Annotated in this window: 15 protein-coding genes; 9 read left to right on the forward strand and 6 right to left on the reverse strand. The window is 42.9% G+C overall.

What is annotated here, in order from left to right:
* Nucleotides 1-536: 536 nt before the first annotated feature.
* Nucleotides 537-2,924, reverse strand: coding sequence for a phosphoenolpyruvate synthase (gene ppsA, locus J3U64_RS00965; RefSeq protein ID WP_267407997.1), 2,388 nt, complete (start codon nt 2,922-2,924; stop codon nt 537-539).
* A gap of 423 nt (nt 2,925-3,347) precedes the next feature.
* On the opposite strand from ppsA, the gene J3U64_RS00970 reads away from it, so the two are divergent.
* The 4 genes from J3U64_RS00970 to J3U64_RS00985 all read left to right on the forward strand — a co-directional run bounded on the left by J3U64_RS00970 (nt 3,348) and on the right by J3U64_RS00985 (nt 8,023).
* A complete protein-coding gene (locus J3U64_RS00970) occupies nt 3,348-4,169 on the forward strand; it encodes a pyruvate, water dikinase regulatory protein (protein ID WP_100140146.1) in 822 nt (273 codons plus the stop codon).
* Between the two features lie 264 nt (nt 4,170-4,433).
* Nucleotides 4,434-5,204, forward strand: coding sequence for a gamma-glutamyl-gamma-aminobutyrate hydrolase family protein (locus J3U64_RS00975; RefSeq protein ID WP_267407998.1), 771 nt, complete (start codon nt 4,434-4,436; stop codon nt 5,202-5,204).
* 8 nt (nt 5,205-5,212) lie between these two features.
* A complete protein-coding gene (locus J3U64_RS00980; protein ID WP_100140144.1) occupies nt 5,213-6,547 on the forward strand; it encodes a glutamine synthetase family protein in 1,335 nt (444 codons plus the stop codon).
* 87 nt (nt 6,548-6,634) lie between these two features.
* A complete protein-coding gene (locus J3U64_RS00985) occupies nt 6,635-8,023 on the forward strand; it encodes an aspartate aminotransferase family protein (protein WP_267407999.1) in 1,389 nt (462 codons plus the stop codon).
* Nucleotides 8,024-8,072: 49 nt separating this feature from the next.
* Here the strand turns inward: J3U64_RS00985 and J3U64_RS00990 are convergent, their stop codons facing one another.
* Nucleotides 8,073-8,771: a class I SAM-dependent methyltransferase gene (locus J3U64_RS00990; protein WP_267390257.1), complete on the reverse strand. Its 699-nt coding sequence runs from the start codon at nt 8,769-8,771 to the stop codon at nt 8,073-8,075.
* A 159-nt stretch (nt 8,772-8,930) separates the two neighbouring features.
* Between J3U64_RS00990 and J3U64_RS00995 the strand changes: the two genes are divergently transcribed.
* From J3U64_RS00995 to J3U64_RS01015, 5 genes are all read left to right on the forward strand, one after another.
* Nucleotides 8,931-10,871 carry a lytic transglycosylase gene (locus J3U64_RS00995; protein WP_267403548.1) on the forward strand — a complete coding sequence of 647 codons (1,941 nt, stop codon included), beginning with the start codon at nt 8,931-8,933 and terminating at the stop codon, nt 10,869-10,871.
* 573 nt (nt 10,872-11,444) lie between these two features.
* Nucleotides 11,445-11,771, forward strand: a complete 327-nt coding sequence (locus tag J3U64_RS01000; protein ID WP_267408000.1) for an HLGFF motif protein — start codon at nt 11,445-11,447, stop codon at nt 11,769-11,771.
* A 31-nt stretch (nt 11,772-11,802) separates the two neighbouring features.
* Nucleotides 11,803-13,128 (forward strand): MFS transporter, encoded by a 1,326-nt coding sequence (locus J3U64_RS01005; protein ID WP_267408001.1) that lies wholly within the window; start codon nt 11,803-11,805, stop codon nt 13,126-13,128.
* Between the two features lie 118 nt (nt 13,129-13,246).
* Nucleotides 13,247-16,075, forward strand: a complete 2,829-nt coding sequence (gene uvrA / locus J3U64_RS01010; RefSeq protein WP_267408002.1) for an excinuclease ABC subunit UvrA — start codon at nt 13,247-13,249, stop codon at nt 16,073-16,075.
* A 144-nt stretch (nt 16,076-16,219) separates the two neighbouring features.
* Nucleotides 16,220-17,062: a MetQ/NlpA family ABC transporter substrate-binding protein gene (locus tag J3U64_RS01015; RefSeq protein WP_267390253.1), complete on the forward strand. Its 843-nt coding sequence runs from the start codon at nt 16,220-16,222 to the stop codon at nt 17,060-17,062.
* A gap of 80 nt (nt 17,063-17,142) precedes the next feature.
* On the opposite strand, the gene J3U64_RS01020 is transcribed toward J3U64_RS01015, so the two are convergent.
* The 4 genes from J3U64_RS01020 to J3U64_RS01035 all read right to left on the reverse strand — a co-directional run bounded on the left by J3U64_RS01020 (nt 17,143) and on the right by J3U64_RS01035 (nt 20,581).
* Nucleotides 17,143-17,712 (reverse strand): pseudouridine synthase, encoded by a 570-nt coding sequence (locus J3U64_RS01020; RefSeq protein ID WP_100140243.1) that lies wholly within the window; start codon nt 17,710-17,712, stop codon nt 17,143-17,145.
* Between the two features lie 71 nt (nt 17,713-17,783).
* On the reverse strand, nt 17,784-18,578 hold the full coding sequence (locus tag J3U64_RS01025) for an ABC transporter ATP-binding protein (RefSeq protein ID WP_100140138.1): 795 nt from the start codon (nt 18,576-18,578) through the stop codon (nt 17,784-17,786).
* A complete protein-coding gene (locus J3U64_RS01030) occupies nt 18,575-19,477 on the reverse strand; it encodes an ABC transporter permease (protein WP_100140137.1) in 903 nt (300 codons plus the stop codon). The genes J3U64_RS01025 and J3U64_RS01030 overlap by 4 nt, the downstream gene beginning before the upstream one ends.
* A 99-nt stretch (nt 19,478-19,576) precedes the next feature.
* Nucleotides 19,577-20,581: an ABC transporter substrate-binding protein gene (locus J3U64_RS01035; RefSeq protein WP_267408003.1), complete on the reverse strand. Its 1,005-nt coding sequence runs from the start codon at nt 20,579-20,581 to the stop codon at nt 19,577-19,579.
* Nucleotides 20,582-20,681 lie beyond the last annotated feature (100 nt).

Consider the following 20,681-nt stretch of genomic DNA (forward strand, 5'->3'; position numbering starts at 1 on the left):
TATATTAATTATTCCTACCAATTTGATATTAAATACCCTGACAATGATCAAAAATAAGAATAAATAATATTTATCTTTAAATATATCTATTTTATATCTACAAAACAGATAGTTATTATCATAATTAACCGGATTTTTAAACCCGCTTACATCTAAAATTGAGTTTTTAAACTTTCATTGCAATTTAGAATCAGTTTTCCGCTTTATTAAAATTTCTAATTTAATATGCATTAAGCTAATACTTTTTATTTTAAAAATTAAAATGATAGTAATAAATAAATTTACCAATGAGTTCAAATAGAAATCTAATAGTTTTTTTACAGATACAATGCTTGCTTGATACGATTTAAATTACCAATTCCAGTTAAATAGTAAAGCCCTAGTCCAAGGATATGTAGCCGGATTAATCAGGATAAATATGTAATATTTAATGATATGTACTTTAATTATAAATACCTAAAATACCGTATCGGCTTGAACAGATAAAGATAAAGGCCGCTGATAATTAGCGGCCTTGCATTCAATCAATTGAAAACTTATTTTTTCAATTCTTTTGCTAAATACAACCAAGTTTCAATCACAGTATCAGGATTGAGAGAAATCGTTTCAATACCTTCTTCAATGAGCCACTTGGCGAAATCAGCATGGTCTGATGGTCCCTGTCCACAAATACCAATGTATTTGTTTAACTTACGGCAAGCCTGAATAGCTAGACTAAACATCACTTTAACAGCAGGATCACGTTCATCAAACGTACCTGCAATCGGACCACCACTATCACGATCCACACCCAAAGTTAATTGGGTCATATCATTAGAGCCGATAGAGAATCCATCGAAGTATTTCAGGAATTGTTCAGCCAGTACAGCATTGGTAGGCAATTCACACATCATAATCAGACGCAGACCATTTTTACCGCGTTCCAAGCCATTGTCTTTCAATGCACGTACTACATTTTCCGCTTCTTTCAAAGTACGTACAAACGGAATCATGATTTCGACATTGGTCAGGCCCATTTCATCACGAACGTATTTGAGTGCCTTACATTCAAGCGCAAAACAATCTTTGAAATCTTCTGATACATAACGGGCCGCACCACGGAAGCCCAGCATCGGATTTTCTTCGTGAGGTTCGTATTTGTTACCGCCCAGTAGATTGGCATATTCGTTTGACTTAAAGTCAGACATGCGCACAATTACTTTTTTCGGATAAACTGAAGCAGCCAATGTAGCTACACCTTCGGCAATTTTATCTACATAAAAATCTACCGGAGAGGAATATCCAGCTATGCGGTCTGTAATCTCAGCTTGCATCTGCTCATCCTGCTGGTCAAATTCCAGCAGAGCACGCGGGTGAATACCGATCTGACGGTTAATGATGAATTCCATACGGGCCAGCCCGATACCATAGCCCGGCAAGTTTGAAAAGCTAAACGCCAGCTCTGGATTACCCACGTTCATCATGATTTTAGCAGGTGATTCAGGCATATTATCTAAAGGTATTTCATTAATATCTACCTTCAGCAAGCCTTTATAAACATAACCAGTGTCACCTTCAGCACAGGATACGGTTACTTCCTGACCGTCCTGCAATGCAGAAGTCGCATTACCGCAACCGACTACGGCTGGGATACCTAGCTCCCTCGCAATAATGGCAGCATGGCAAGTACGTCCGCCACGATTGGTAATAATGGCTGAAGCACGTTTCATCACGGGCTCCCAATCGGGGTCGGTCATATCAGTAACCAGCACGTCCCCCGGTAAAACTCTATCCATTTCATCAACGGATTTAACCAATCGTACTTTACCCTGACCTACTTTCTGACCAATAGCGCGGCCTTCTACCAGAATGGTAGATTTGTCATTAATCTGATAACGACGCAAAACGCGGCTATTATTTTCCTGAGATTTTACGGTTTCAGGGCGAGCCTGAAGAATATACAGTTTTCCGTCAATACCATCACGTCCCCACTCAATATCCATTGGGCGACCATAATGTTCTTCAATAATCAGTGCATATTGTGCCAGCTCAGTAATTTCTTCGGCACTGATAGAGAATTTTTTCCGCTCAGCAGGTTCTACATCTACAGTCTGTACAGATTTGCCCGCCTGTGCATCTTCTGTGAAAACCATTTTAATCAGTTTAGAACCCATGGTTTTGCGCAAGATGGCAGGACGACCGGCTTTTAATGTTGGTTTGTGCACATAAAATTCATCTGGATTTACGGCACCCTGTACAACGGTTTCGCCCAGACCATATGATGATGTTACAAATACTACCTGATCAAATCCAGACTCAGTATCCATAGTAAACATCACGCCGGATGCGCCTTTATCAGAGCGCACCATACGTTGTACCCCTGCAGACAGAGCTACGATGTCGTGGGCAAAATTCTTATGAACACGATAAGAAATGGCACGATCATTATACAAAGAAGCAAATACGTGGTGCATAGCTTCTTTGACATTATCATAACCACTAATATTTAAGAATGTTTCCTGTTGTCCGGCAAAGGATGCATCAGGTAAATCTTCTGCAGTGGCGGATGAGCGTACAGCCACACAAATCTGATCTGTACCGGCATCAGCCACCATTTTTTCCCATGCCGCCTGTAAATCAGCTTCCAGCTCAGGCGGGAAAGGAGTATCCATAATCCATTGACGGATTTGTTTACCTACTCTTGCCAGCTCGGCAACATTATCGACATCAAGCGCCTTGAGTTCACTGCTAATGCGTTCACTCAAACCTTCGTAGGCTAAAAATTTGCGGTAGGCTTCTGCTGTGGTTGCAAAACCACCGGGAACACGCACACCTTTTTCGGTGAGCTGTGAAATCATCTCGCCAAGAGAAGCATTCTTGCCGCCGACGCTTTCAACGTCGGTCATGCGCAAATTTTCAAACCAGATTACGTTATTACCGGCCATGATGGTTATCCAATGTGGAGTGGGGAAAGTTGAAGACGGCCTATTCTAACTATTCAAGTATAAAATGTCATGTATTTTTGGCTATTTATCTACTTTATGTGAGCATTGTTTATCTTTGGTCAAATGTGTGTAAATCACAAGCTGTTGAATGAATAAATATTTTGATTCTATTATCAATTATTTGGACAAATATTGCATTTTAATTACCCTTTCAACAACATAAATCTAAAATTATGATATTTTTGATTTAAATCTGCATTTTATTGCTGATTTCTGGCAGGTTCGGTCTGATTTAACTTTATTTGGGCTGAATGTGGAAAAAAAGCTAATTCTAAAACAGCTGTCCTCAGCCAATTTCATTTACAATATCTGACCATCGGCTTTTATCTACCGACTTTTTAAATTAAATTTGTGTAAATAATTATGAAACCAGTTCGCCAAGTTTTTTTTGTATCTGACCGCACCGGAATCACAGCTGAAAGTATGGGGCTGGCCTTACTGAATCAGTTTGACAATATAGAATTTAAACGGGCTACTTATCCGTTTGTAGACACCGAAGCAAAAGCAAAGGAAATTGTTGCCCTGATTAATACCGCTGCCAGCAAATGTGAAGCACGACCGTTGGTATTTTCCAGTATTGTTGATGAAAATGTACGCAAACTGATTAAAACCAGTGCTGGCATGCACATGAGTTTTTATGATGCCTTTATTGGAGAGCTTGAAGATGAACTGGCTACAGAAGCTAATCACTCTATTGGGCGTACTCATGGCATGCATGATACAGAACGCTATGATAAGCGTATGGAGGCAATTAATTTTGCGCTTAATCATGATGACGGAATTACTGACCGCGAATTACAGAAAGCAGATGTCATTCTGATGGGTGTATCCCGTAGTGGCAAAACTCCTACATGTCTTTATTTGGCGTTGCAGTACGGTATCCGTGCCGCCAATTATCCTCTCATACCTGAAGATTTAGAAAGCAGCGAGTTGCCGAGAATGTTGCAGCCATTTCGGCAAAAACTATATGGTTTGACAATTGAAGCAGACCGTTTACACCATATCCGTTCGGAACGCCGTCCGGACTCCCGTTATGCCAGCCGTGATAACTGCCGCCGTGAAATCTCAACAGCTGAAGAAATGTTTCGCCGATTTAATATACCCTTTACCAATACCACACATAAATCGATAGAAGAACTGGCCGCCAGTATTATGCTGGCTGCAAAATTACAGCGCCGCTTCTAAAGCTATTTTAAAGATTTTGTTAGCCCTGAATTTATTCAGGGCTTTTTTACATTCATCGGACACTAAAATGTTTTTATGTGTACTGCCAAAAATAACGAAGAGCTAGTGAGAACAGCTCACTGGCAATATTTATTTAAAACTGGAATTAACAACTTATCACTTTAATACTTTAACTTAAGAAATCTTGCCATTTTTTGCGTGGCGTGGGATTATGCAATACAGAATCAGAAACTCTTTTATTTATTAAAATCTTGAGATTAACTTATGCAAGTGCGTCCGGTAATTGGTATTCCGTGTGATGTAAAGCAGATAGGTAAATGGGATTTTCACGCTGTAGGCGATAAATATATTCAGGCTGTACAGAATAGTGTCGGCGACGTGATTTTGCTGCCAGCTCTGGCTGATCAAGATGCATTACAACGCTTGCTGCCTTTAGTAGATGGCATTTTTCTCTCTGGATCCTATTCCAATATTGAACCATGCTGGTATGGCGGAGATAACGCCCGCGAAAACACATTGCACGATAAAGCACGTGATCATACAACTTTACCCTTTATCCGGAAACTGATTGATGAGGGCATTCCCCTTTTGGGTGTGTGCCGCGGTTTGCAGGAAATCAATGTGGCACTAGGTGGCACGCTGCATCAGTATGTACACGAAATCCCTGGTTTTTTAGACCATCGAGAACCTGATAATCAACCAATCGAGGTGCAGTACGGTGACGCACATCCAGTTCATCTGCAAGACGACAGCCTGTTAATGTTATGGATGGCAACAAATCAGCAGCAGTATCCAGTTAATTCATTACATCAGCAAGGAGTAAAAACATTAGCACCCGGGCTTAGCATTGAAGCAACTGCCCCAGACGGCCTGATTGAAGCTTTCAGGATTGATGCAGCACCTCTATTCGGCTACGCAGTGCAATGGCATCCTGAATGGCTGTATGGGCAGAAACCGCTTTCTATGGCTATTTTTAAGGCTTTTCGTGAAGCATGTATGCAATACAGATTGCATAAGCAAAAGGAATTATTTTAAGGTGACTTATGTATGATGATATATTCAATTGGCTTAAAGAACATGGTATCACTGAAGTAGAATGCATTTTGCCGGACATCACAGGTGTGGCACGCGGTAAAATTATCCCCAAAGATAAATTCATATCTGAGCCTGATATGCGGCTACCGGAAGCAGTTCTACTGCAAACAGTTACCGGTGAATATCCGCAATCTAGCCTGCTTGATGAAACCGATGCAGATATGGAATTAAAGCCAGACCCGTCTACCCTACGTTTTGTGCCTTGGGCACAAGATCCGACAGCATCGCTAATATTCGATTGTTTCTCCCCCGACGGTCTGCCGGTAGAAACCGCACCACGCAATGTGCTCAGACGCATTCTAAATCTGTATGAAAATATGGAGCTGAAGCCTATTGTGGCGCCGGAGATGGAGTTTTATTTGATTTCACCCAATCCTGATCCGGATGTGCCGCTTCAGCCACCAATTGGCCGTACCGGACGCAGTGAATTTGGCCGGCGCTCTTATGCCGTGGATGCAGTAAATGAATTTGATCCGCTTTTTGAAGAAATATACGACTATTGTCATGACCAGAATCTGGAAGTAGATACCCTGATTCATGAAATTGGTGCTGCCCAGATGGAAATCAATTTCCTACATGGTCACGCCATGGATTTGGCAGATCAGGTTTTTCTGTTTAAACGAACTGTTCGTGAGTCTGCTTTTCACCACAAAATGTATGCGACATTTATGGCTAAACCCATGGAAGGCGAACCAGGTAGCGCCATGCATATACACCAGAGTCTGGTCGAGGTAGAAACCGGCAATAACGCTTTCAGCAATAATGATGGTTCACCTTCAGAGCTATTTTTCCATTTCATTGGTGGCTTACAGAAATACCTGCCACAAACGATGCCTTTCTTTGCGCCATATGTAAACTCATTTCGTCGCCTAACCCGTTTTACAGCTGCGCCTACCAATGTTGAATGGGGATATGATAATCGCACCGTCGGCCTGCGTGTACCACGTGCCAGTGCCAAAGGCAGACGCATTGAAAACCGGCTCGCTGGTGTGGATGTAAATCCTTATCTGGCCATAGCCTGCTCACTGGCCTGTGGTTATCTGGGTATTAAAGAAAAACTACAGCCGCGTGCACCTTTAAGCAGTAATGCTTATTCCCTGCCTTATCAGTTTCCAACCACTTTGGAAGAATCCATCGAACGCTTGCGTCAATGTGAACCCATTCACGATATCCTTGGACAGCGTTTTGTAGAGATGTATATAGCAGTAAAAGAACAGGAAGTATCAGAGTATTTCCGTGTAATCAGCCCATGGGAGCGCAAATATTTGTTATTACATGTGTGAACAACAATATTACCTTTATATGCCTGTTTGAATTTTACTGGCAGGATGACAAACAGGTTATACCTATTTTCTCAAAGGAGCATCGATATGACAAAAAAAACCGATAACAAACACGCTGTAAAACATCATCTGCACCCATTTTCAGATAATGCTCAGCTTAAAAAGCATGGTGTACGCATGATGGTAAAGGCAAAGGGAATTTATGTATATGACAGCGAAGGCAATGAAATCATTGATGGCATGGCCGGTTTGTGGTGTGTGAACATTGGCTACGGCCAGAAAAAACTGGCCAAAATTGCTGAAAAACAAATGGAAGTGCTGCCGTTTTACAATACTTTTTTCAAAACCACCCATCCGGCCGTAATCAGATTATCCGAAAAACTGGTTGAAATCACTCCAAATAATTTTAATCATGTGTTCTATACCAATTCAGGTTCTGAATCTATTGATACCATGATCCGCATGGTGCGCCATTACTGGTCGTCAGTGGGCCAGCCAAATAAAAAAATCATCATCGGGCGCTGGAATGGCTACCATGGCTCCACACTTGGCGGAGCCAGCCTTGGCGGCATGAAAAGTATGCATGAGCAAGGTGATTTACCCATTGCCAACATCGTACATATTGATCAACCCTGGTATTACGGTCTGGCCGATGACAATGAAAGTGAAGAAGAATTTGGTATTCGTGCTGCCAACTGGCTGGAAGAAAAAATACTGGCTTTAGGAGCAGATAAAATCGCAGCTTTCGTCGGTGAGCCGATTCAGGGAGCTGGTGGAGTCATTATTCCGCCTACTACCTATTGGCCAAGAATAGAGGAGATTTGTAAAAAATATAACATTTTACTGGTAGCCGACGAGGTGATTTGTGGTTATGGCCGTACCGGTAATTGGTTTGGATTTGAAACATTAGGTTTTACACCGGATATCTTTACCACAGCCAAAGGTCTGTCATCAGGATACTTGCCGATTGGCGCAGTTTTGGTTAATGACAAAGTAACTGAAGGACTGCTGGAAGGCGGAGAATTCAACCATGGCTTTACCTACAGTGGACATCCCGTCGCAGCTGCAGTGGCGTACGAAAACCTCAATATACTGGATAAAAAAAACATAATTGAAAAGGTACGTACTAAAACCGGCCCTTATCTGCGCAAACGCTGGCAAGAGACTTTCAGCAAATTCAAATATGTAGCTGATATCCGCAGTGAAGGACTGATGTGTGGTTTTACGCTGGTAAAAAACCGTGAAACACGAGAACTTTTTGACGATTTTGGCAGCACAGGTTTGATGTGTCGCGATATCTTTTTCAAAAACAATCTGATTTTCCGTGCCTGTGGTGACCACATGGTCGCTGCACCACCACTAATTATTTCCAAAAAGGAAATTGATAATATGCTCGCCATTGCATCTGCGTGCATGCGTGAATTTGAAGAAATGATGGATAAAAAGCTGAAAACAGATACAGACAAAGCTGCCTGAGATCTGTCAGGATATACATAAGACCTGAATAAATTCAGGTCTTTTTATTTCAATCTAATTCTATACCTTTCATGGCCATATTGCTTACGGGATTTAGTATCAGATTCGTATTTTGCGGCGTCAAAGTTAAAGGTATTGTCCGCTTGACCAATACCAAACCATATATAGCAGCCAAATGCGGCCACCATCGATTACCCATATACTCTATTGTATGATGGTTTGTTCCATAGCATGCAGGAATACCATAGCCCATAAACTGACCTTCTTCCAAAAAAAGGCCGAAGCGCTGCATACGTTTTACAGCTGCACTGGCCGATAACAAATGTAACGATACGGAGATGCCACGTTGATAAAATAAACGCCAGTAACCCTTAACATTCAGACCGGTCAGAATGAGATGACCACCAGGTACCAGTATGCGCGCCATTTCAGCTATCGTCTCATCCGGAGCGGAAAGCGTATCCAGACCATGTGGCCATATAATAGTATCTACACTTTGTTCTGCCCATGGTAAAAAATTATTTTCAGCCACTACCGCAACATTGGCGTCTGCATGATTGTTCTGCACCAGATATTCGGATTCAGCTGCAAAAACCTCTTTGAATTGCCAGTGTGAAAAACCACATTGCATAATGGTACCAAAACGCAACACGGCCAATTTCTGCCGAATAAACTGTTGTTCAAGGCTACTCAGATAAGCACCGAAAGCATGCTGTGTAAGCCAGTCTGTCAATTGCGGATAACTCATTAACCACACCATCGTGTTTATGTTAAATCAATGCCATAGCCATTTAAAAACATCTAGCACATCTTCATGATTACTGTAAAAATAGGGATTTATCCTTGACCGTTAAGGACTTCCTATTTAATATTAATAGGATTTTGCATAAATTTTACGGTTATCCGAATGGCTCAATTGAAGCATATGGTACTAGCACTCACTAGCTTAGTACTCGCCCCTACTATCTCATTTGCCCAATCTTATACCAGTAATGGCATCGGACTATCAATCATGAACCTGAATGCAGCCACCCTAAAAGGGAAAGCGTATTCAACACGTGATATCTGGGGACGCATGCGTCAGGATTTCAGGATGACAGAAGTCAATCCTGAAATTATTCGCCGGCAGGAACAATATTATTCAAGCCATGGCGACTATTTCAACCGTACTATACTGCGGAGTCAGCCCTATTTATATCACATTGTGAATGAAGCCGAAAAACGTCAGATGCCAGCAGAAGTAGCATTGCTGCCATTTATTGAAAGTGCTTTTGTCAGTAAGGCCCAGTCTCGTGTGGGCGCATCAGGTCTGTGGCAATTTATGCCAAATAGTGGACGACAGTACGGTCTGGAACAAACTAATCTGTACGATGGTCGACATGATGTCTATGCTGCTACTGATGCCGCATTAAACTATCTGCAATATCTGTACAGCCTGTTTGGTGACTGGTCACTGGCTCTGGCTGCCTATAACTGGGGTGAAGGCAATGTGGGTAAGGCCATCAAACGCGCCCAGCTAGCAGGGATTGACCCCACATATGAAAACCTGCGCATGCCTAATGAAACACGTAATTACGTACCCAAACTACTGGCTGTGCGTAATATTATTGAAAACCCGCAGGCTTTCGGCATTAATTTGGTTTCCGTGCCTAACCGCCCCTATTTCGAAGCCATCAGCATTGATCAGCCAATTGATATAGATGCTGCTGCGCGATTGGCCAATATTTCTACATCTGAGTTTTTAACACTTAATCCCAGCTTCAAAAGCCCAGTATTTATTCCAAAAGAAAACCGCAAAATGCTGCTGCCGATTACCGCAGTAAACACTTTCGAGCGTAATTATCGCAAAGCAGATAAAAGCAGCTTGCTGTCTTGGAATATTTATAAAGCATTTGCCCCCACCAGCGTAGCTGATTTAGCGGCACAGACCGGAATGAGCAGCGCAGAAATCAAACGTTTGAATAATCTGAGCAGCAATACTGTGCCCGCTGGGCGCAGCCTGCTAATCAGTAAAAACAGTTTCAGCAATCAGAATCTGGATTCTTTCAGCAATACAGATACAGACCCGTTGCTTAATATTGCAATGGCACAGCCTGTTTTGCCCCCCGGCACCTTTGTAACACATCCAGTGGTATCTGTTTCTCAGACTAGCGAGGTGGCGAATACAGACAATCAGCAGGCACCAGTATTAACCCGCACAACTACTGTTACCACTACGGCACTTAATACTGCACAACCTTTGCCAGACAATACGACAGTTCAAACCGTAGCTGTTGCCACTTCTCAGCCTGCCGCCAATTCAGTAGCGCCAGTTGTAGCAGAAAACAATGATGCATTGATGCAAATTGCCCAGAACGCCGAACTACAGGCAGCAGCAGCCGCTTCAGTACAGAAAACACTGGCACAGGCGGAACGTGAAGAAGCTCAGGCAGCACGGTCTGCAGAAATTCGTGCAGAACGCGCTACACGCAATACCATTAATGTGGCCGATAGCCGCAGCAGTATTGCTCACAAAGTGAACAAAGGTGATACTTTATTTTCCATAGCTCAACGCTATAATATTAATGTAGCCGATTTAGTCACCGCTAACAATTTGCGCGGACACAATCTTCAGATAGGACAAGTGCTGAAAATTAGTCCTAATAGCGATAACAAACGTATGCTTGCAGCTGTAGGCAAAGGTAAAGAAACCAAAGGTAGTATTGTTCCGGTATCCTATACTGTTAAAAAAGGCGATACACTCAGTAGTATTGCCCAACGGCTGAATATTCCAGTAAGCAAATTACAAAAAGTACATGGCAAGCAGGTATTGCGTCCGGGCCAGAAAATTAAATTGACCAATCTGTAATCTTTATTAATTATCATCTAAAAAAGGGTTTGTGCTTACTTGCATAAATCCTTTTTTATCTTTTATCAGCTTGATTAGATATAGGAATAATGTATTGATAGTAGCACTGTGTATGCAAAAACTATACTCGCTTATGAACGCTGAGTACTAATTCCTTCATCAGTATCTCCTCCTCTATTGAGCAGATTATCGATTTCATTATTTATGCTTTTAACATTACCACAAACACATTTCAATACTTTATTTCCGTTCCAATCTACTTTCAGACTACATCTAACAATCACTCCAATAATCGCAACTTTCTCTCAGCGCTGGAAACTACAGGACTTAAATTACTTGAACAATCAGATTAGTTTACCTGCACGACAGACTAAAAAATTTATAGGTACAGATATATACAGCAAAAAATCAACCCTGAAAGCTTTATGATATTTTAATAATATAAATACATATTTTGTTTTCAAAAAGTATGCAGATTAGCATACAAAATTTTTTATAAGCTGCTAGAATTCTGCCAGAATCATGAAAAAAACAGAATAAGTCCTTTTCAAAGCTCAAAGAAAATTTTTTATTATGCTCTACTTCAGTATTAACAGTAACGACAATCATCATCTCGGGTTTCTGGTGCTGACTGATGAAGATGATTCTGCTTACACCGATGGTGCAACTGGTTATTATGCTGTCAAAGCTCAGGCAGATACAGCAGACCGTCAAGCCTGTGCGGCTCAATGGCAGCTGCTGGAGCAATTATCAGAGCAAGAAAGCCTGAAATGGTACCGGCAGTCGGATTACGTTCAATTGTGTGATGCACAAGACCACATTATTGGACGTTTAAAGCAACAATATCTGAATCTCTGTGGCCAGCAATTTTTGCTAAACGATCTAACTGGCACTCTGTAATTATTCAGACCACCCTTTTACAAGGTTATTTATGTCTACCCCTGATATGTTGCCTTCTGGCAGTCAGTTTGCTTTTGCCCGCACCCGCAGGTTTCTGCCACTCTTTGGTACCCAGTTTTTCGGTGCTTTTAACGATAATCTCTTTAAAACAGCATTATTTGTCTTAATAAGCTTTTATGGGCTGGGAACTCATTCTTGGCTGCCAGCCAGTCAAATGCTCAACGCCGGTGCATTATTGTATATCCTGCCCTATTTTCTGTTCTCAGCCTTATCGGGTGAATTATGTAATAAGCTGGATAAAGCAATATTGGCTCGCTGGATTAAAGCAGCTGAAATTGGCATTATGCTGGTAGCTGGAATTGGCTTCTGGTTAGAGTCGGTATCTCTATTAATGTTATGTCTGTTTCTAATGGGTACCCATTCTACCTTGTTTGGTCCGTTGAAATATGCCATCTTGCCGGAATATTTACCACGTTATGAATTACTTAATGGCAACAGCCTGATTGAAAGTGGTACATTTCTTTCCATATTGTTCGGACAAATATTCGGCACCATTCTGGCTGGCACCAATACCGCATGGCTGTTTGGTATTCTATTGTTGGTTGCCATACTTGGACAACTTTCAAGCATGTTCATGCCACGCGTACCGGCTCAGATTCCACAGCAATATATCAATGTAAATATCTGGCACAGCACCACACAGCTTCTCCAACAGACTTATCGGCAGAAAGATGTTTGGGTTGCCATTATCGGTATTTCTTGGTTTTGGCTGCTTGGCTCAGTGTATATTACCCAGCTTCCCACGTTTACCCGTCTGAATCTAGGCGGTAATGAGGCTGTGTTCAATCTAATGCTTACGCTATTTTCACTAGGCATAGGATCTGGTTCTATTGCCTGCGCTCGTCTGAGCCATCATCAACTGCACCTTGGTCTGGTCGTACTCGGCACACTGGGAATGACTATATTTGGTCTGCTGCTGGTGTGGTTTACACAAACATCTCACCAGTCAATAGGCGGTATTAATGAATTTTTGAGCCGCCCTCACAGCTTTTCTATCATGTTGTGCATTATTGGCATTGGATTTTGTGGTGGTTTTTTTTCACTGCCTTTGTATACATGGCTGCAAACGGCCAGTACTGATGCATTCCGTGCTCATGCTATAGCAGCCAATAACATTATCAATGGTTTGTTTATGGTCTGCGCTGCCCTGTTGAGTGCTGTACTTATCTGGCTTTCTGACAGTATCAAAATACTATATCTGCTAGTGGCACTCGGCAATATACCGGTACTATTCTACTTATGGCGCTGCGAAGAATTACACCTTGATTTTAAGAGATTTATTTTACGCAAACATTAAAACGTTTACCGGATAGCGTTAAATTCAAGTTTTGAAATGGGTATAATACCGGATGGTTTTAATAAACAGCAAATTGATTAAAGCCAGCATCCCATTCCTTTTGCTCGGGAAAGGCATTATGTCAGATAACGATACCATTCATATTCGCGGCGCACGCACACACAATCTAAAAAATATTGACCTGGATATACCTCGCCATCAGTTGGTCGTGATTACTGGCCTTTCTGGTAGCGGCAAATCTTCACTGGCATTTGATACATTATATGCAGAAGGTCAACGCCGCTATGTAGAGAGTCTGTCGGCTTATGCACGCCAGTTTCTGCAAATGATGGAAAAACCAGATGTCGATTTGATAGAAGGTCTTTCTCCAGCCATTTCTATTGAGCAAAAAGCCACCAGCCACAATCCCCGCTCTACAGTAGGTACGGTCACCGAAATTCATGATTATCTGCGTTTACTGTACGCTCGCATCGGCACACCATATTGTCCAGAACATAACCTTCCGCTTTCAAGTCAGACAGTTTCGCAGATGGTAGACCATATTTTGGCACTTCCAGAAGAGAGTCGAGTAATGATTCTGGCACCTGCCGTGCGCGGACGCAAAGGTGAATTTGTCGATTATTTTGCTGACTTACAAGTTCAGGGCTTCGCACGAGTTCGGGTAGATGGCGAAGTCTACGCCATAGAAGAAGTACCCAGTCTACAAAAAAATATCAAGCATGATATAGATGTGGTTGTCGACCGTGTAAAAGTACGTTCAGATATCAAACAGCGGCTGGCTGAAAGTTTTGAAACCGCATTGAGACTAGGTAATGAACGTGCACTTGCTATTGAAATGGACTCCGGTCAAGAACATTGGTTTTCTGCCCGTTTTGCCTGTCCTGTATGTTCCTACAGCTTACAGGAACTTGAGCCACGTCTGTTTAGTTTCAATAATCCAGTAGGCGCCTGCCCGAGCTGTGACGGTCTGGGAAGTATGGATTATTTCGACCCTGAACGTGTAGTAATGCATCCAGATTTATCACTGGCTGCAGGCGCCATTAAAGGCTGGGACAAACGCAATACTTTCTACTTTCAGATGATTCAGTCTCTGGCTCATCACTATGATTTTGACATTGATAAACCATTTAGCCAGCTCACTGAAAAAATTCAGAATATTATTCTGTATGGTTCGGGTAAAGAACAGATTGAATTTACTTATCTATCTGAACGTGGCACCCACATTCGCAACCATTCATTTGAAGGGATTATACCTAATCTGGAACGACGCTACCGTGAAACTGACTCCACTACTGTACGCGAAGAATTAACCCAGTATCAAAGCCATCGTGCCTGTCCTGCTTGCGGTGGTGCACGTCTGCGTACCGAGGCACGCTACGTATATGTAGGTGGTAAACCATTGCAGGTAATTAATTCCTGGCCACTGACTACTACACTTGATTTTTTCCAAAACTTGAACTTAGAAGGCAATAAAAAACAAATTGCCGAAAAAATTCTTAAAGAAATTAATGAACGCCTTGGGTTCTTGATTAATGTTGGTCTGAATTATCTCAATCTCGCTCGTAGTGCCGAAACACTGTCTGGAGGCGAAGCACAACGTATTCGTTTAGCCAGCCAGATTGGTTCCGGCCTCACAGGTGTAATGTATGTGCTAGATGAACCCTCTATTGGTCTACATCAGCGCGACAACGACCGCTTACTGGATACTCTTAAGCACCTGCGTGATTTAGGCAACAGCGTTATCGTGGTTGAGCATGACGAAGATGCGATTCGTGCAGCTGATTTTGTTGTTGATATGGGGCCGGGTGCCGGTGAACACGGGGGTAATGTAATTATTGCTGCGCCACCCTCACAAGTTGCCGCCTGCAAGGAATCGGTAACAGGCCAATATTTAAGCGGTAAAAAAGCTATCAGTATACCTAAGCAGCGTACTCCCATAGACAAAAAACGTTTGCTGGTATTAAGCGGTGCTAGCGGTAACAATTTGAAAAATGTGAACCTAACCTTGCCACTGGGCTTGATTACCTGCATCACCGGTGTATCAGGCAGTGGTAAATCTACTCTGATCAACGATACCTTGGCCAAAATCACCGCTCGGGAACTAAATCGGGCTAGAGAAGAACCGGCACCCTATGATGATATCAAAGGACTGGAACATCTAGATAAAGTAATCAACGTTGATCAATCCCCTATTGGCCGCACACCGCGTTCGAATCCCGCTACCTATACCGGCCTTTTTACCCCCATCCGTGAGCTGTTTGCCGGTGTACCCCTCTCTCGTGAGCGCGGTTATAACGTCGGCCGTTTTTCCTTTAATGTAAAAGGTGGACGCTGCGAAGCTTGTCAGGGTGATGGCGTCATCAAGGTAGAAATGCATTTTCTGCCCGATATCTATGTGCCATGTGAAGTCTGCCATGGCAAACGGTACAACCGTGAAACACTTGAAATACAGTATAAAGGCAAAAATATCAGTGAAATTTTAGAAATGACGGTAGAAGAAGCATGTACTTTTTTTGATGCTGTACCAACGGTCAAACGTAAATTACAAACGCTATTGGATGTGGGGTTAGGCTATGTACGCCTGGGGCAATCTGCTACCACGCTCTCCGGTGGCGAAGCACAACGTGTTAAACTGGCACTGGAGCTGTCTAAACGCGATACCGGCAGAACACTGTATATTCTAGATGAGCCAACCACAGGTTTGCACTTTGCCGATATTGCCTTGCTGCTGGATGTAATCCAGCGCTTAAAAGGCAAAGGCAATAGCATAGTAATTATTGAGCATAATCTAGATGTGATTAAAACTGCCGACTATATTGTTGATCTTGGCCCTGAGGGTGGTGATGGCGGCGGTACAATAATTGCAGAAGGCACACCAGAAGAAGTAGCGGCCAATAGCAAAAGCTATACCGGCAAATATCTTAAACCCATGCTGAAAAATAAATAAATACCCAAATTATCAGACCAATACATTCTGGAACAACCATAATAACTGCTTATGGCTTTACTATGTGTAAAAACCACCAGATATAAGCATTTTATGTTAAGGTAAAGCTCTGCATTTTATTGTGTATCTTCATTAAGGTTAAATATGAAAAAATTGTTATTTGCATTATTATCCGTAGCCGCTATCAGTACAGTTTTGACTGCATGCGGCCAGAAAAACGAAGCTGAACCAGCAGCCAGCACCAGTAGCGCTCCGGCTCCTGCTAAAGAAAAAGTTTTGAAAGTAGCCGCATCGCCCGTACCTCATGCAGAAATTCTACAAGTTGCCAAACCGCTACTGCAAAAAGAAGGTATTGATTTACAGATAGTGCAAATGACGGATTACGTCCGCCCCAATATTGCTCTGGCAGAAAAAGATGTAGATGCCAACTTTACCCAGCACAAACCCTATTTGGATGATTTTGTTGAAAAACACAAAATGCAGTTAACCGCTATTGCCAATATTCATGTAGAACCCATGGGGATTTACTCGAAAAAAGTAAAATCTTTGAATGAAGTTCCGGATGGCGGTTTAGTAACCATTCCCAATGATGCCACCAATGGCGGCCGCGCCTTACTATTGCTTCAAAAAGCAGGTTTAATCAAACTGAAAGCTGATGCAGGTATCAGCGCCACCGTACGTGATATTGTCGACAATCCGAAACATCTGAAAATCACCCCCATGGATGCGCCACAATTGCCCCGTACTCTGAATGACGCCACCCTGTCTGTGATTAATACGAATTTTGCCATGGAAGCCAAACTAGTACCCACTAAGGATGCGCTGTTTATCGAAGAAAAAGATTCTCCCTATGCAAACATTCTGGTTGTACGCACAGGTGATGAAAATCGCGAAGAAATTCAGAAGCTAAAACAGGCCATGACTTCCCCTGAAGTGAAAAAATTTATTGAAGAAAAATATCAGGGCGCCATCATCCCTGCATTCTAAACTTTAAAATTTGCATATCAATAAAACAAACCCTCAGATATTTGTTCTGAGGGTTTATTATGTCAGTAATACATAAAATCTTATAAATCTTCAGGCCTTACTGCTTGCCATTGTCCTAAAGGCAAATCAAGTGAAAAAACATTCAGACGGCCGATACCCACCCGCACCAAACGCAAACAAGGCCAGCCCACTTTGGCACACATGCGACGTACCTGACGGTTTTTGCCTTCGCTGATGCCAATCTGCAACCAAAAGTCAGTTACTGTTTTGCGCTCACGAATTGGTGGTACTCGTGGCCACAGATGTTTGATTTCTGCTGCATCTAGTACACGCACTTGAGCCGGAGCAGTCACAAAATCACCAAGATTTACTCCACGTGATAAGTGCTGCAAAGCCTGCTTATCTGGTTTACCTTCAACTTGTGCCCAATACGTTTTTATCAGCTTGTATTTCGGTTGTGCAATTTTGGCCTGCAAGCGCCCGTTTGCAGTGAGCAAAAGTAACCCTTCACTATCCGTGTCCAGCCTGCCGGCAGGATAAACATCCGGTACTGGCACATATTGCTTTAAAGTAGGATATTTTTCATGAGCACTGAATTGGCAAATCACTCCATAGGGCTTATTCAGCACAATCAAATCCGGTACCGACATAATATTTTATCCAATCAAACAAAAAAGGCTGCCAAAACCCATCTTAGCAGCCTGTATTCTCAGCACAAAATTCAACTCAGCAATAACGCATCATCGGTGACTTTCTCACCTTGTGTATGCTCGAACATTTGTAATAAATCAGTCACACCCATGCCAGCGCGCTTTTCGCCGTCCACATCCAGCACTACCCGCCCCTGATGTAGCATAACAGTACGGGTACCATGATCCAAAGCCTGCTGCATAGAATGAGTTACCATCATTGCCGTTAATTTGTTTTCACGCACGATACGATCTGTCAGCTCAAGTACAAAGGCTGCAGTTTTTGGGTCTAGTGCAGCAGTATGCTCATCCAGCAACAAAATTTTTGAGCTCTGTAAAGAAGCCATCAGCAGACTGACTGCCTGACGCTGTCCGCCGGAAAGCAAACCGATGCGATCACTGAGCCGATTTTCCAACCCTAAATTAAGCATAGCCAATTTTTCGCGAAATAATTCGCGATATTGCCCCTTAATTGCTGAGCGCAAACCACGGCAGCTTCCCCGTTTCAGTGCCAGAGCCATATTTTCTTCTATCGTCAGCGCCTCACAGGTACCAGCCAACGGGTCTTGAAACACCCTTGCCACCAGCGGTGCACGTTTATAGGCAGGCTCATTGGTAACATTTTTATTATTAATAGTGATTGTGCCGGAATCTACCTGAATATCGCCACTGATAGCATTAAGAAAAGTAGATTTACCAGCACCGTTACTGCCGATTACAGTGACAAACTCACCTTCAGCAATATTCAGGCTCATGCCACGCAAGGCAGGATTTTCTATCGGAGTCCCCGCATTGAATGTCAGGCGTAAATCATCTGCGCGCATCATGATTTTAGTTTCCTTTTAAAATAACGTTTAATCACCGGTAGGCGCAGTGCCAAAACCACCAGAATAGCCGTTATCAGATTCAAATCCTGCGGACCGAAGCCAATGTGTTGCAGTGTATCACTACCCAATGCTAATGCAATAAAGGCTCGATAAAGCACAGCCCCCACAATCACCGCCAGCGTAATCACAATAAAACGTTTGGCGGGAATTAACGTTTCACCAATAATCACCGCAGCCAAACCAACCACAATGGTACCGATACCAATTGAAATATCAGCTCCGCCCTGTGTCTGCACAAACAGCGCGCCACCCAAAGCAATAAAAGCATTAGAAAGTGCCATGCCAAGCAATAAAATACGCGAAGTATTGACACCCTGCGCACGAGCCATACGTGCATTCACACCGGTCGCACGCATGGACAAACCGATTTCGGTGGCAAAAAACCAGTCCAGAAAAAACTTAGCAACCAATACAAAGCCAAAAATAACCAGCGGCTGCACCCAGTACTGATTACTGTCGTCAGCATTAAAAAACGGTGTAAACACGCTAGGCTGATCGAGCAATGGCAAATTCGGTGCACCCATAATACGCAGATTCACGGAATATAAGGCTACCATCACCAGAATACTGGCCAAAAGTTGCATGATTTTTAGTGATACATGCAGCCATGCTGTTATCAGGCCTGCACAGGCACCAGCTGCCCCAGCAAGCGCGGTAGCCAGCCAAGGATTCATTCCATGAGTGACGCATACAGCAAACACAGCACCACCAAGCGGAAAGCTGCCATCTGCTGTCAAATCCGGAAAATCCAGAATACGAAATGATATCAGTACACCCAAAGCAACAAGGGCATAGATCAGCCCACTTTCTAAAGCACCAAATAAAGCTATAGAAGACATATAAACAAATGTTTCATTATAGTTGGAAATAAAAACAACATCGGCAAAGCTTATGGCAGCCTGCCGATGTCACGGTTTTCAGCCCTCAGACTGGTAATTCTAATCAATTATTTTAGCATCTTTAAGCAACTGCGGCGGTAAAGTAATTCCCTGTTCAACAGCATGGGATTTACTTACCATCAAATCCAGCTGTTCCGCCGACATACGCTGTGGAGCAATATTGCCCGCTTTTTCGCCTTTCAGGATTCGACCGACAATTTTGCCTGTAGCCATACCCAGCTCATGGTAATTCACGCCTAATGCTACTGCTGCACCTCGTTTAACCGAACCAGTATCCGAAGCCACCAGCGGCATTTTCATATCTTTTGCAACCTTATACATGGATTCATAAGCTGAAACCACATTATTGTCCAGCGAAGTGTAAATCAGATTGGCCTTGCCTTGCAGGCTTTTAGTCGCCATAGGTACATCAGTGGTGCGCTGTGCTGGTGCAGCAGCTACATTAATACCATCTTTAGCCAATAAAGATTGCAGCTGACCCAGTACCACAGTGGAATTCACTTCTCCCGGACTGTATACATATCCTACCGTTTTCAGATTTGGCACAACCTGCTTCATCAAAGCAATCTGTGGCTGCAAAGGTAGCTCATCAGATACACCGGTAACATTGGTCTTGCTTGGCTCCCAGCTAGGTACCAGCTTAGCAGCCACAGGGTCGGTCACGGCAGCAAATACCACCGGTATATTACGTGTTGCGGCCACCATGGACTGCGCACTAGGGGTTCCGATCGCCACTATTGCATCAGGATTGCTGCCAGCAAATTTTTTCGCAATCTGGCCTGCAGTAGCTGTATTACCCTGCGCACTCTGAAAATCAAGCTTTAAATTCTTACCCTGTTCATAACCTTCAGCACGCAATTCATCTATCACCCCCTGACGCACCGCATCTAGCGCCGGGTGTTCAACAATTGCCGTAATGGCTACCTTTTTCATACCATGATTATCAGTACCGGCTTTTTCACTCTGACCAGAAGGCGAACAGGCTGTAAGCAGACAGGCAGCAGTGAAGCCCAGAATCATTAAGGTTTGTTTTGCTCTGAGCATAGTAATTTCCTCAGCACAGGGTTATTCAAAAACTTTCCGCAATAAAATTGCCATCACCCACTTAATGAAGCAGATGATGGCATAAATTATACAAAAATCC

The organism is Snodgrassella sp. B3800 (assembly GCF_026535865.1).
GTDB classification, from domain to species: domain Bacteria; phylum Pseudomonadota; class Gammaproteobacteria; order Burkholderiales; family Neisseriaceae; genus Snodgrassella; species Snodgrassella alvi_E.

Excerpts from the sequence above, each read along its gene's own strand:
- ppsA (WP_267407997.1), bottom strand. The coding sequence starts at position 2,924 with ATGGCCGGTAATAACGTAATCTGGTTTGAAAATTTGCGCATGACCGAC.
- J3U64_RS00970 (WP_100140146.1), top strand. The coding sequence starts at position 3,348 with ATGAAACCAGTTCGCCAAGTTTTTTTTGTATCTGACCGCACCGGAATC.
- J3U64_RS00975 (WP_267407998.1), top strand. The coding sequence starts at position 4,434 with ATGCAAGTGCGTCCGGTAATTGGTATTCCGTGTGATGTAAAGCAGATA.
- J3U64_RS00980 (WP_100140144.1), top strand. The coding sequence starts at position 5,213 with ATGTATGATGATATATTCAATTGGCTTAAAGAACATGGTATCACTGAA.
- J3U64_RS00985 (WP_267407999.1), top strand. The coding sequence starts at position 6,635 with ATGACAAAAAAAACCGATAACAAACACGCTGTAAAACATCATCTGCAC.
- J3U64_RS00990 (WP_267390257.1), bottom strand. The coding sequence starts at position 8,771 with ATGAGTTATCCGCAATTGACAGACTGGCTTACACAGCATGCTTTCGGT.
- J3U64_RS00995 (WP_267403548.1), top strand. The coding sequence starts at position 8,931 with ATGGCTCAATTGAAGCATATGGTACTAGCACTCACTAGCTTAGTACTC.
- J3U64_RS01000 (WP_267408000.1), top strand. The coding sequence starts at position 11,445 with ATGCTCTACTTCAGTATTAACAGTAACGACAATCATCATCTCGGGTTT.
- J3U64_RS01005 (WP_267408001.1), top strand. The coding sequence starts at position 11,803 with ATGTCTACCCCTGATATGTTGCCTTCTGGCAGTCAGTTTGCTTTTGCC.
- uvrA (WP_267408002.1), top strand. The coding sequence starts at position 13,247 with ATGTCAGATAACGATACCATTCATATTCGCGGCGCACGCACACACAAT.
- J3U64_RS01015 (WP_267390253.1), top strand. The coding sequence starts at position 16,220 with ATGAAAAAATTGTTATTTGCATTATTATCCGTAGCCGCTATCAGTACA.
- J3U64_RS01020 (WP_100140243.1), bottom strand. The coding sequence starts at position 17,712 with ATGTCGGTACCGGATTTGATTGTGCTGAATAAGCCCTATGGAGTGATT.
- J3U64_RS01025 (WP_100140138.1), bottom strand. The coding sequence starts at position 18,578 with ATGATGCGCGCAGATGATTTACGCCTGACATTCAATGCGGGGACTCCG.
- J3U64_RS01030 (WP_100140137.1), bottom strand. The coding sequence starts at position 19,477 with ATGTCTTCTATAGCTTTATTTGGTGCTTTAGAAAGTGGGCTGATCTAT.
- J3U64_RS01035 (WP_267408003.1), bottom strand. The coding sequence starts at position 20,581 with ATGCTCAGAGCAAAACAAACCTTAATGATTCTGGGCTTCACTGCTGCC.